Genomic DNA, 11,587 nt, shown 5'->3' with positions numbered 1-11,587 from the left:
CTGGATCACACCGTCACCACGACCTTGCCGATCTGCTCGTTCGATTCCAGGTAGCGGTGCGCGTCCTGGATCTGCGCGAACGGGAATACCTTGGCGATCTTCGGCGCCAGCGTGCCCTGGTCCAGGCCGTTGACGATGAAGGCCTTGGCACGGGCCAGGGCGGCATCGTCGGAGACGATTTCCGAGTACAGATAGCCCTTCAACGTCAGCGACTTGCCCAGCACGTTGAACAGCGGGAACGGCGTGGGTTCGCTGCTCAGCGCGCCGTACTCGAGCAGGATGCCGCCACGCGCCATGGCTTCGGTCAGCGGCACGAACTGCGGGCCACCGATCGGGTCGAACACCACACGGGCGCCGGCGCCGCCGGTGATGCGCGCCACTTCGGCCGCCAGATCCTGTTCCTGGGTGGCGATGACATGGGCGGCACCGGCATCAAGCAGAGCCTGGCGCTTGCCCGGGCCGCGGGTCACGGCGATAGGCGTGGCACCTACCGCGTTGGCGATCTGGATCGCGGCCAGGCCGACGCTGCTGCTGGCAGCGGTGATGATGACGAAATCCCCGGCGGACAGATGCGCCTGCTCCAGCAGCGCGCCCCAGGCGGTGACGTACTGCATCCACACCGCGGCGGCCGTCTCAAAGTCCAGCGCCTGCGGGTGCTTGACCACCAGTCGTGCCGGCACATTGGCCAGCTCGCCATAGGTGCCCCAGCGCGCGATGTCCAGCGGCGGTATCACGCTGACCGCATCGCCTTCAGCGAAGCCGCTCGCCGCACTGCCGAGCGCTTCGACCACGCCGGCCGCTTCGTAGCCCAGCCGGCTGGGGAACTGCGCCTCCTGCAGATAGGCGCCGTTGCGGAACATCACCTCGGCGCGGTTCAGGCCGATCGCCTTGACCCGGATCTGGACTTCGTCGGAGGAGGGGGCGGGAACGTCGATGTTGTCGATGCGCAGTACATCGGCGGTGCCATATTCGTGGATGCGGACAACCTGGCTCATGGGGGACTCCGAGGAAGGGCCGACGAGGGCGCCGGCGAAAGGGTGAGCGTTACTGTGCGCGTAGTCTGCACCCAGAATAAGGGGTAATCTTTCGTTTCATTGAAAACGGATTGTTTGCAATGGACCTGATCGCTCCCCTGCGTTCCTTCGCAAAAGTGGCCGAGGTTGGTTCGTTCGCGGCTGCCGCCTTGGTACTGGATCTATCGCCGCAGGTGGTCGGCAAGCACATCCAGGCGCTGGAGCAGCACCTGGGCGTGCGACTGCTCAACCGCACCACGCGCAAGCAGAGCCTGACCGACTTCGGCCAGGCCTACCTGGCGCGGGCGCGGGTGATCCTGGAGGAAGTGGAGGGCGCCGAGCAGCTGGCCGAAGTGGCACGTGGACGGCCGATGGGTCGCCTGCGCATCAGTGCGCCGGTCACCTTCGGCGTGCACGCGCTTGGCCCGGCGGTGGTGGCCTACATGCAGCAGTACCCGGATGTGCAGGTTGATCTGAACCTGTCCAACAGCCTGGTGGACATCGTCGAGGACGGCTACGACCTGGTGTTCCGTACCGGAGACCTGGCTGACAGCGGGCTGGTGGCGCGGCGGCTGGGGCCGTATCCACTGGTCCTGTGTGCCTCGCCGGACTATCTGGCTTCGCGCCCGGCCATTACCCATCCCAATGACCTGAGCCGGCACGAGTGCCTGGGCTTCGCGCATTCGATCATCCGCACGCGCTGGAGCTTCCGCGATGCCGATGGCAGCGTACTGACCGTGCCGGTGTCCAGCCGCTTCATGGTCAACCAGGCCGAGCCGCTGCTGACAGCGGCCGTGGGTGGTCTGGGGTTGATCCTGCAGCCCTACGAAATGCTTGCTGCTGCGCTGGAGCGTGGTGAGCTGCTGGAAGTGCTGCCGGACCATGTGCCGGTATCGACGTGGATCAACCTGGTGTACCCGCGTGACCGCCAGCTGACCCCCAAGCTGCGCAGTTTCCTGGACTTCTGTGTGGCGCGTTTCACCGAGCAGTCGATGGCAAGGCGATAGCGTGGCATCGGGTAGCAGGGTTTCCATCAACTGCGAAGGATCACGCACTCACGTTGCTTTCAGGGCTGTGCGCATTTCACCGCACGCGCGGAGTGAATGGCATCGCATCGAGGCATTCAACGTCACCGTCGAGGTGTTGCGGCGGAGTCCCTGGCGTGGATGCGGTGGGCCGATCCATCGTCTAGGATGCGCCCAAGGATACCCGCAAAGGAACTGCCATGAGGGCTGTTGGACGCCTGTTTCTCTGCAATGCACTGGCCGGTTTGGCCCTTGTGGCCACATCGGCGTTTCCGGCAGTTGGCGCAGCATCTTCCGAGCGCGAACATCCACGTGCGCAGGATGCCATCGATGACTGGCTCGCGGCCTTCAATGCGGGCAGCCTCGAGGGGTTGCAGGCATTCGCCGACAGATATGCGAAGCAGGAGGGCAGCACTCCCAGGGACTATCTCGAGTTCCGCGAGAGCACCGGCCCGCTGAGCGTGCTGGAAACACTCGAGCGCGCGCCCAGCCAGGCGAAGCTGCTGGTGATGGGCCAGCTGAGCGAACGTGCGATGCGGGTGACGGCGGTCATGGACCCGGCCAACCCGTCGCACGTGAAGCAGTTCCAGATCGAGGGCACTGAAACGCCGGACAAGTACAAGCCGACACGGGTTGCATTGCCTGCGCTGATGGCCGACGCCACAGCAAAGCTGGAGGCGCTGCGGGCGCAGGACGCGCTGTCGGGAGCGTTGCAGGTGGCGCAGAACGGCAAGGTGCTGCTGGACTGGCGCGGTGGCGAGGCCGATCGCACCGCTGGCATTCCAGTGGGCGTGAATACGCAGTTTCGCCTAGCGTCCTCCAACAAGATGTTCACCTCGGTGGCCATTCTGCAGTTGGTGCAGGATGGCAGGCTTGGGCTGGACGACACCATCGGCAAGCATCTGCCGGACTATCCGAACAAGGCCGTTGCCGGCACCGTGACCGTGCGCCAACTGCTGACCCACACCAGCGGCCTGGGCGATTTCTTCGGCGACGATTTCGAGCAGTATTCCGCGTCGCTGAAGACGCTGGATGACTATGTGCAGCGCTTCGCCAAGGATGCACCGCAATTCACGCCTGGCAGCCAGGACGGCTACTCCAACTATGGCTTCATCGTGTTGGGACGCATCATCGAAGCGGTTTCGGGGCAGTCGTACTACGCCTATGTGGAAGAGCACATCCTGGGCCCGGCGGGCATGACCGGCACCGGCTTCGAGCCGGAAACAGTGAACGTCCCGCAGCGTGCCGTCGCCTATACGAAGAAGGATGGGCAATGGGTCCGTGAAACGAAGTCGCTGCCCTGGCGCGGCATGTCAGCCGGGGGTGGCTACAGCACGGTGGCCGACATGGTGAAATTCGCCGAGGCATTGCGCAGTGGAAGGCTGGTCTCACCTGCATTGCTGCAGCAGGCCACCACGGCGCAGAACCACAAGGGCTGGTACGGATTCGGCTTCGTGGTGCAGGGCGAGGGCAGGGAACACCAGTATGGCCACGAAGGCGGTGCGCCCGGATCGAACAGTGCCATTGTGGTGATGCCCGCACAGGGCTATGTGATCGTTGGGCTGGCCAATGTCGATCCGGATGCGATCGGCAACGTGGTCAACTACATCGCGCGTAGAGTGCCGCTGTGACCGCGGCAGGTGCCGGTCATTCCGGCACCCGCACCATCTTCGTCATCAAGTGTTCCACCACACCCGCCGGGTCGGCCGTGCGGCCGACATGCGTGCCCGACATCTGCACGACCGAACTGCGCTTGGCGGTGAGGAAATGGAAGCGCGCACGCGCCGGCAGCTGCGCGATCGGCCCGGCGCTGGCGTCGCCACGGCAGATCGCCACGATCGCATCCAGCCATGGCTGCAGCGCCTCCTGGTCCAGCGCTGGCGCGAAGGCGTGCAGGCGTGCCGGATCGATCTCGATGGCGGCTTCCAGATGACGCGCGCCGGGACAGGATACGATCACCCCGACGTTGATGAATTCCTCGCGCTCCACCCGCGGTACCACGCGGATGACGGCGTAGTCATACGTGTGCAGCGTGGGCACGGATGGCCTCCTGCACGAACACCGCACGCACGTTCAGGCGATGCTTGAGATAGTCGATATAGCCTTGGCGATAGGCCTGCGGACTGTCGAATGCCGGCTCGTTGACCAGCCAGCTGTCCGGCACCAGGCCGACGATGCGCTCGATCTCGGCGTCGGTCAGGCGCGCGGCCAGCTCGGCATCCACCTCGGCGATGTGGCTGGCGAACGACAGCAGCACATGGTCGCGGATCAGCACGAACGGCTTCTCGCAGGCATCGCCGGCGTTGGCCCAGTCGTGATGGAAGTACATGGCCGCACCGTGGTCGATCAGGTACAGCTTTCGATGCCACACCATCAGGTTGGGATTGCGCGTGGTGCGATCGACATTGCTGGTGAACGCATCGAACCAGACGATGCGCGAGGCCAGATCGGCATCCACCGGCATCGCCGCCGGGTCGTAGTTGATCGCACCGGGCAGGTAGTCCAGGCCCAGGTTCAAACCTTCGCTGGCGCGGATCAGCTCCTGGATCTCCGGATCCGGCTCGGTGCGGGCGAACTCGCGATCCAGCTCCACGAACAGGATCTCCGGAATCGGCAGGCCCAGCGTGCGCGCCATCTCACCGGCGATCAGTTCGGCGATCAGTGCCTTCGGGCCCTGGCCGGCGCCACGGAACTTCAGCACGGCCATGCCGTCGTCGTCGGTCTCGACCACGGCCGGCAGGGAGCCACCTTCCCGCAAGGGAGTGATGTAGCGGAGGGCATGTACGGTGCGCATGCGCGCATTCTAGCGTGCTGCCGGGACGGGAGCGCCGGGTGATGCCGCGGCGGCTCCCTGCCATCTGCCCTCAGTGTGACAACGCACTACGCTGCTGTTCCTGCACCTGTGTGCGGGTCTGCTCCTGCGAGGCATGCTCGGCCTGCCGCTGATTGACCACGGCTAGCGTATCCAGGCTGTCCTGCACCGGGCGTTGCGCGGCCTCGGCGGTGGGCGATGACGCGCGCAGCGAGGCTGGATCATCCAGCGCTCCCTTCACCACGAAGATGTTCTGCGCGGCGGCGGCATCTCCGGTCTGCCGGCTCAGTACCACATGGTCGACCCGGTCCAGCCCGTTTTCGCGGGCCAGCACCAGCAGGCTGGCGCTCAGGCGCTCGCTGGACGCATCGAAACTGCGTCCGTTGGCAGCATCCAGCTCCGCTACCTTGCCGCGGATCTGCTCGTGCAGGGAACGGTCTCGGCCTTCCGCAAGTGGCGACGCCATTGCATCACCGGTAGAGGCCTGCCGTGCGGTGATGGGGACGTGTGTATGCGTGCCTTCGGTGTGGTCGAAGTAATGCAGCGTCGAAGGCGAGGTGCTGGTATCGAAGTAGGGCTGGCGCGGGGGCGAGCCCTCGCCGAGGTTGAGCCCGTTCTGCTCCAGCAGGCGCTCGTCCAGGCCCAGCTTCTTCATGTTCACTTCCATCCGGCTGACGCCGTCGGGCGCTGGATTCGCGGCCTCGTATCCACTGGCCAGTTCGATGGCCTGGACGCCGTAGAAATTCTGGTAGTCCGAATTCCCATGATGGCCCAGGCCGGTGCTGACGCCCTTATCGTAATAGTGCCTGGCCATTCCTTCGATGTTGGCTGCGGTGGGGGAGATGGTCAGGTCGGCATTGAGGGTCAGCTCCGGGTGCGGTGCATAGGTGATCGGCGGGCCGGGTCGCGACTGGATGACGTCTGTCGAGCGGGTGCTGGCTTCATACAGGTCGCGCAGGGTAGCGTCCGGGTTGTTGGCACGTACCTGGCTGACCAGCGCATTCCAGCCTGCGATGTTCGAAGAGGCCTCATCGCGGCGGTTGGCCGCGAGCAGGGTGCCGATCGCCTCGGTGTAATCATGGCTGGTGGTACGGCCTGCGATCTGCTCCACGTCGGCATCGAACTGCACGTAGGCACGCTCGACATCAGCATCGTTGAAGCCGTGCTGGATCTCGTGACCGAGCACAAAGGTGACCTCGGCCGCGTCGAACCTGTCCGGCGCCGCCGGGGTCGACAAGCTGCTGGCGGGCAGGTTGATGGATTTCGTGCCGGTCTCGTAGGTGCCACCCGCATTGCTTGTGGCGGGCAACAGTTCGAAGCGTTCCAGATAGCCTGCCGCGATCGCTGCGTCCACCTGCTTGGCCAGCACGGGCGAGCCCGCGATGACGCTGCGCAGGTTGTCGACCTGGTCGCTGGTGACGTCGGTCTTGCCGGCGAACTCGCCCAGCAGGCGTTCCGTTTCTGCGGAAAGGGTCGTCATTGATGGCTCCCCTTACTGCACGGTGACAAGACGCACGCAGGCATGCGTGGCGTCGCCGAGAGCGCTGGGATTTTCGGGCATCGTGTCGACCTTGATGCTCAGCTGCGGTCGATCGAAGCGGTCGTAGATCACCCGGCCGTGTTCGCCGCGCACCGTCTCGCGCTTGAAGCCGGCGGCATCCAGTGCCGAGGCGAAGTGGTTGAAGTCCACCTGGCAGATCGCCGCGGCCGAGGCCTTGCGGTCGCTGCTGGTATCGATGAAGTTCAGGTCCAATCGCGCACCGGTCGCACCACCCTGCTTCACTTCCAGGCCATAGCTCCATTCCGGCGTCAGCGTGCCGCCATAGCCGAAGTGGCCCGGGCCGAAGGTCTGGGCCGGTGCCTGCATTGCCGAAGACAGGCGTTCGACGGTCAGCTCGCGCGTGGACGTCGTTGCCTTGATCAGGTCCAGCAGGCGCGACAACAGTTGCTCGGCATTGAGCGGGGAGGGCGAAGTGGTCTCGGATACGGCGGGGGCCATGGTGTCGGTTCCTTGAGAAGTTGGCGTGCTGTCGGCGGCATGTGCGCAGGCGCAGAGCGTGGCCACAGACAATGCGATGGTCCACGGTCGTATGAATGCGTACCGGGGCATGTGCGTTCCTTGCAGATTGAAGGCTGACCCTAGGGCCAGCCGGATGAAGCAGAGGTTAAGCGTACTTGAAGCGTGGTCTTCACTCCGCTCTTCCCGTTTCGGTGGCAGCATCGGTTCCCAAGCAGCATCCACCCTGGGTGTGACCTTCAACAGGAGGCTGTCATGCCGCTACTGCGCAGCTGTCACGTTTCATCCTGCATGCTCTGCACCGCGTGGTGTTGAATCCGGTCTGATACGGCCACCTTGCCGGCACGGATGGCCGCCACCCGCAATACCTGCCACCCTTCACGCATCGCAGATCCGGCGCTGTCCTGCCGGTGCTGCGATCCAGGCATGTGCGCCTCCAGATTCCCCCTGTCTTGCCGCTGGCATTCCAGGTGCGGGAGAGCGCCATCTCCATGATGTTCCTGCAGGCTTTGGAGGTGTACCAATGAGCGACGAATACGATGGAACGCTGCCGCCCCTGGACGATGCCAAGGTTGAGGAAATGATCGGCAAGCTGGTGCTGGTCGGCGTGACCCGCTATGGCGGCGACGGACAGGTAAAGGGGCTGGAGCAGTACGCTGGTACGGTGCTGCGCATCAGCGCCGACGAGGGCGTGGTACTGGCCGACGAGAATGATGGCCACGAGCGCTATCTGCCGCCGATGCTGGACCAGTACCAACCAGCCGAGCCCGGGGAGTACCGCATGCGCACCAGTGGCATGATCGTGGTCGACCCCGACTACCTGGCCACCTGGGATCTGCACGCGCAGCAGTAGTGCCAGCCCATGCGAGGCAGGTGCCGGCAGTTCCCCGGCACCTCCCGGGGCCGCACTTTGCCCCATCCGGCCACTAGCCCTTCCGGCCCATTCACGACAACCCCTGCGGTGCTAGATTCGGGGCCATGCCCGATTCCGGGTACCCATTCACACCCCAGGGGATAAGGATGCTCATCCGTCGAACCTCTCTGGCGGCGGCGATTGCCGTTGCCACCTTCGGCCTGCTGGCCGCTGGCCCGGCGCTTGCCGATTACGCCAAGCCGCCGGAACACCTGCTCAAGGTGCTGAAGGCACCGCCGCCGCCGGCACCGAACGTGGCCCCGGGCGGCCAGCGCCTGCTGCTGACCACCGCGCAGACCTACCCGTCGATCAGCCGCGTGGCCCAGCCGTACCTGAAGCTGGCCGGTGTGCGCCTGGAGCCGAAGAACCGCAGTCGCCATGACACTCCCGGCGGCTACGGCATTCCGGCCTGCGTGGCCGACTTCACCCTGGTCGATATCGGCAGCGGCAAGGAGACCCAGGTCAACCTGCCGCAGGGCTGCGCCACCGGCGCGCTGTGGTCGGCCGATGGCAGCCACTTCGCCTTCCAGAATGCCGTCGATACCAGCGTGCAGCTCTGGGTAGGCGATGCCGCTACCGGCCAGGTGAAGCAGGTGCCGAACGTGCAGCTGAACCCGATCTTCGGCTACACCGTGCAGTGGCTGGGCGGCAGCCAGAACCTGCTGGTGAAGCTGGTACCGGCCAACCAGGGCCCGGCGCCGTCCAATGGCGGCGTGCCGACCGGTCCGGACGCGCAGGAGTCGCTGGGCAGCAGTGGCGAAAGCAGCACCTATGAGGCCCGCGACACGCTGACCAGCGTGCATGACGAAAAGCTGTTCGCTTACTACGGTGCCTCGCAGCTGGCCGTGGTCGATACTGCCGCGGGCAGCGTGCGGCCGGTTGGGCAACCGGCGCTGTTCAACGAGGTCAGCGCCGCGCCCGATGGCGTGCATGTGCTGACCGAATCGATCAAGGCGCCGTACTCACATGCGGTGACCTACCAGCGCTTCGCCAACGACGTGGCCGTGCTGGACGTGAGCAATGGCCGCAGCACGCCGATCGCCAGCCTGCCGCTGGCCGACCGCGTGCCGGTGCACGGCGTACCGGAAGGCCCGCGCGGTTTCGACTGGCGAGCCACCGATCCGGCCACCCTGGTCTATGCCGAAGCGCTGGACAAGGGCGACTGGAAGGTCAACGTGCCGCATCGCGATCGCGTGCTGATGCTGAAGGCTCCGTTCAACGGCAAGCCGACCGAAATCACCCGTACCGCGCAGCGTTTTGAGGGCTTCGCGTGGACCGCCGATCCGGCCGTGGCCTTCCAGTACGAGAACGACGAGAACCGTCACTGGATGCAGACCCGCATCGTCGATGTGGACCAGCCGAAGAAGGAAGGCCGCCTGCTGTGGGACATGTCCAGCGATGAGCTGTACGGCAACCCCGGCAACCTGGTCTTCACCCGCCTGCCGAATGGCGCGCAGGTCGTGCGTCGTGAGGGCAACCACGTGTTCCTCAGCGGCCGTGGTGCCTCGCCGCAGGGCGATCGTCCGTTCCTGGACCGCCTGGACCTGGGCACGCTGAAGAGCGAGCGCCTGTTCCGCAGCAGTGCCGATGCTTACGAACAGTTCCTCGGTTTCAGCAACACGCCGGGCCGCTACCTGACCTGGCACCAGTCGGTGATCGATCCGCCGAACGCCTTCATCCGCCAGCAGGGTGAGGCAGTGGCCGATGCGAAGGCCGGCGAGGCGCAGTTCGCGTCGACCACGACCGCTCTGACCAAACTGGTCGACCCGACCCCGGAAGTGCGCCAGATCAAGAAGCAGCTGGTGACCTACAAGCGCGCCGACGGTGTGGACCTGTCGTTCACCCTGTACACGCCGCCGGGCTACAAGGAAGGCCAGCGCGTGCCGGCGATCCTGTACGCCTACCCGGCCGACTTCGCCAACGCCGCGCAGGCGGGGCAGGTGTCCGGTTCGCAGCAGACCTTCACCCGTCTGCAGCCGTACCGCCTGATGCTGCTGGCCGGCTACGCGATCATCGACAACGCCTCGTTCCCGATCGTGGGCGACCCGAAGAACGCCTACGACACCTACCTGGAGCAGCTGGAAGCCGACGCCAAGGCGGCGGTGGACAAGGCCGTGGACATGGGCGTGGTTGACCGCAACCGCATCGGCGTGACCGGCCACAGCCACGGCGGCCTGATGACCGCCAACCTGATCGCGCACACGAAGCTGTTCAAGGCCGGCGTGGCGACCAGCGGTTCGTACAACAAGACCTTTACCCCGTTTGGCTTCCAGAACGAGCGTCGCTCGGTGTGGCAGGCGCAGGACGTGTACCTGAAGGCCTCGCCGTTCTTCTACGCCGACAAGATCAAGCTGCCGCTGCTGCTGGTCCACGGCGAGGACGACGCCAATCCGGGCACCGAGCCGTTCCAGTCGCGCAAGCTGTACCAGGCGATCCGCGGCAACGGCGGCACCACCCGCCTGGTGATGCTGCCGAACGAACCGCACTGGTACACCGCACTGGAATCGAACGAGCAGCTGGTGTCGGAAATGCTGAACTGGTTTGACACTTACGTGAAAAAAGCCAAGTAAGGAGAAGGGCATGCTGCGGTGGCCTAGATGCGCCGCAGCATTATTTTTGAGTCAATACGCCTAGGAACAGTGCTGCTCCATAGGGGGGATGTTGGACGATCAAGTGGATGTGGATGTACAGATTTGGGTCCCGATCCGTCGCTTTTTGTACGTATTTGAGAATTTGCCTCCGGACTTTGATTCTTGCTTGGAGGATCTTGTTAACTATCTTCCTGAGGCAATTTTGCGAACTGAAGATGGCGTCGTCTCCGCAAGCGCATGTCTAGCCGAGCCTAGCCAACAAGTACTCATGAAGTTCATTGGAGGGCAAGACGGATGGCTTGAGAGCACCCTCTTGGGATTTCTCCGAATTGACGTTGTTCGTCGGGTCGATGTGTGCGCTGTTCGTAAGGAAAATATTGAACGTGGGGGCATTGAAGAAGAGCTGATTTTGCCGCTCGTTGCACATGTGCTTTCGCCAGTCGTAGTTGATGTGCTGACGCTTGCACAGATCGCATATCCAGCACGGATATCCTCTCTGGAAGGAAGCGTCTGGTTGGATGATCAGTACATTACTTCTGTGCCGGGGGTGTCTTCATTTTCCAATGAGATGTTGGTAAATGAAAGTGGCGGCTGGCCAGAACTGATGGTCTTAAACCTTGAGAAGGTAGTGTCATGGGAAATCAGGCTGGGACTGTTTGCTCAAGACAAGGCGGTCACTCCGATTCAGCGTTCACTTGCATCGTATACACATGCCCTTTCCCAGGGTGTCAGCAAGGGCGGTGAGACGCTCTTCTGGTTGATGCAGGGGTTGGAGTCATTTTACTGCAGGGGTAATGCTGAACTCCGACGCCAGCTTGGTGAGAAGTCTCGAATATTCTTGGGTGACTGGCAGGATAAGAAGAATATCGTAGGGAAGCTCTATGATTTCCGATCAAAATTTGTACACGGAAGCTTCCATCTCGCGAGATGGAATAGTCGTGGCGGTGAATGGGATGTTGGCGCGTGCGACGAGAGTGAGTTGTACGAATCTCTATTGATGGCCGCTAGGATGTTGACTGCTTCCTTGCAAAAAAGCGTTATGGGAGGGTACACGCAGGTGGAGTTTGAAAGTAGCTACGCATTGTGTGTGAAGTAGGGTTCTTGCTTAATGTGCGGATTCTGAGAATTTTTTGATGGTTCGTTTTTTAATCGAGCCTCTGCTGTCGCAGTCTGTGTTGATTGCGTAACCATTTGTGGCTGGCTGACATTTCTGGTT

The 11,587-nt window shown here is 63.6% G+C and carries 11 protein-coding genes; 5 read left to right on the top strand and 6 right to left on the bottom strand.

The features are described from left to right. Positions 1-5: 5 nt before the first annotated feature. Entirely contained in the window at positions 6-995 is a 990-nt protein-coding gene (locus ACJ7C5_RS01560) for a zinc-dependent alcohol dehydrogenase family protein (RefSeq protein WP_412702885.1), read from the bottom strand. A gap of 119 nt (positions 996-1,114) precedes the next feature. On the opposite strand from ACJ7C5_RS01560, the gene ACJ7C5_RS01555 reads away from it, so the two are divergent. Then, complete coding sequence (locus tag ACJ7C5_RS01555) at positions 1,115-2,020, top strand: LysR family transcriptional regulator (RefSeq protein WP_412702884.1); 906 nt, start codon at positions 1,115-1,117, stop codon at positions 2,018-2,020. Positions 2,021-2,238: 218 nt separating this feature from the next. Further along, positions 2,239-3,669, top strand: coding sequence for a serine hydrolase domain-containing protein (locus ACJ7C5_RS01550; protein WP_412702883.1), 1,431 nt, complete (start codon positions 2,239-2,241; stop codon positions 3,667-3,669). A gap of 16 nt (positions 3,670-3,685) precedes the next feature. On the opposite strand, the gene ACJ7C5_RS01545 is transcribed toward ACJ7C5_RS01550, so the two are convergent. The 5 genes from ACJ7C5_RS01545 to ACJ7C5_RS01525 all read right to left on the bottom strand — a co-directional run bounded on the left by ACJ7C5_RS01545 (position 3,686) and on the right by ACJ7C5_RS01525 (position 7,295). Next, on the bottom strand, positions 3,686-4,078 hold the full coding sequence (locus ACJ7C5_RS01545; protein WP_412702882.1) for a DUF3037 domain-containing protein: 393 nt from the start codon (positions 4,076-4,078) through the stop codon (positions 3,686-3,688). Beyond that, positions 4,056-4,832 (bottom strand): HipA family kinase, encoded by a 777-nt coding sequence (locus ACJ7C5_RS01540; RefSeq protein ID WP_125428407.1) that lies wholly within the window; start codon positions 4,830-4,832, stop codon positions 4,056-4,058. Before ACJ7C5_RS01540 ends, ACJ7C5_RS01545 begins: the two co-directional genes overlap by 23 nt. 70 nt (positions 4,833-4,902) lie before the next feature. Then, positions 4,903-6,330, bottom strand: coding sequence for an XVIPCD domain-containing protein (locus tag ACJ7C5_RS01535; RefSeq protein ID WP_412702881.1), 1,428 nt, complete (start codon positions 6,328-6,330; stop codon positions 4,903-4,905). Between the two features lie 12 nt (positions 6,331-6,342). Continuing rightward, positions 6,343-6,849, bottom strand: a complete 507-nt coding sequence (locus ACJ7C5_RS01530; protein WP_232460562.1) for a hypothetical protein — start codon at positions 6,847-6,849, stop codon at positions 6,343-6,345. Positions 6,850-7,142: 293 nt separating this feature from the next. Then, the gene (locus ACJ7C5_RS01525) at positions 7,143-7,295 is read right to left on the bottom strand and encodes a hypothetical protein (protein ID WP_157664591.1); all 153 of its coding nucleotides are present in this window, start codon (positions 7,293-7,295) and stop codon (positions 7,143-7,145) included. 95 nt (positions 7,296-7,390) lie between these two features. On the opposite strand from ACJ7C5_RS01525, the gene ACJ7C5_RS01520 reads away from it, so the two are divergent. The 3 genes from ACJ7C5_RS01520 to ACJ7C5_RS01510 all read left to right on the top strand — a co-directional run bounded on the left by ACJ7C5_RS01520 (position 7,391) and on the right by ACJ7C5_RS01510 (position 11,467). Further along, on the top strand, positions 7,391-7,720 hold the full coding sequence (locus tag ACJ7C5_RS01520; RefSeq protein WP_088026476.1) for a hypothetical protein: 330 nt from the start codon (positions 7,391-7,393) through the stop codon (positions 7,718-7,720). A gap of 167 nt (positions 7,721-7,887) precedes the next feature. Beyond that, positions 7,888-10,350, top strand: coding sequence for a S9 family peptidase (locus ACJ7C5_RS01515; RefSeq protein WP_412702880.1), 2,463 nt, complete (start codon positions 7,888-7,890; stop codon positions 10,348-10,350). 88 nt (positions 10,351-10,438) lie between these two features. After that, positions 10,439-11,467: a hypothetical protein gene (locus ACJ7C5_RS01510; RefSeq protein ID WP_412702879.1), complete on the top strand. Its 1,029-nt coding sequence runs from the start codon at positions 10,439-10,441 to the stop codon at positions 11,465-11,467. Positions 11,468-11,587: the final 120 nt, after the last annotated feature.

This window comes from Nocardiopsis yanglingensis, from assembly GCF_045809185.1.
GTDB lineage: Bacteria > Pseudomonadota > Gammaproteobacteria > Xanthomonadales > Xanthomonadaceae > Stenotrophomonas > Stenotrophomonas yanglingensis.
Note: the sequence above shows the minus strand (reverse complement) of the source record. Positions and strands in the feature narration are given on the sequence as shown.

Bases quoted from the DNA above. Each gene is read 5' to 3' on its own strand.
- ACJ7C5_RS01560 (WP_412702885.1), bottom strand. From the start codon at position 995: ATGAGCCAGGTTGTCCGCATCCACGAATATGGCACCGCCGATGTACTG.
- ACJ7C5_RS01555 (WP_412702884.1), top strand. From the start codon at position 1,115: ATGGACCTGATCGCTCCCCTGCGTTCCTTCGCAAAAGTGGCCGAGGTT.
- ACJ7C5_RS01550 (WP_412702883.1), top strand. From the start codon at position 2,239: ATGAGGGCTGTTGGACGCCTGTTTCTCTGCAATGCACTGGCCGGTTTG.
- ACJ7C5_RS01540 (WP_125428407.1), bottom strand. From the start codon at position 4,832: ATGCGCACCGTACATGCCCTCCGCTACATCACTCCCTTGCGGGAAGGT.
- ACJ7C5_RS01535 (WP_412702881.1), bottom strand. From the start codon at position 6,330: ATGACGACCCTTTCCGCAGAAACGGAACGCCTGCTGGGCGAGTTCGCC.
- ACJ7C5_RS01530 (WP_232460562.1), bottom strand. From the start codon at position 6,849: ATGGCCCCCGCCGTATCCGAGACCACTTCGCCCTCCCCGCTCAATGCC.
- ACJ7C5_RS01525 (WP_157664591.1), bottom strand. From the start codon at position 7,295: ATGCCTGGATCGCAGCACCGGCAGGACAGCGCCGGATCTGCGATGCGT.
- ACJ7C5_RS01520 (WP_088026476.1), top strand. From the start codon at position 7,391: ATGAGCGACGAATACGATGGAACGCTGCCGCCCCTGGACGATGCCAAG.
- ACJ7C5_RS01515 (WP_412702880.1), top strand. From the start codon at position 7,888: ATGCTCATCCGTCGAACCTCTCTGGCGGCGGCGATTGCCGTTGCCACC.
- ACJ7C5_RS01510 (WP_412702879.1), top strand. From the start codon at position 10,439: ATGTTGGACGATCAAGTGGATGTGGATGTACAGATTTGGGTCCCGATC.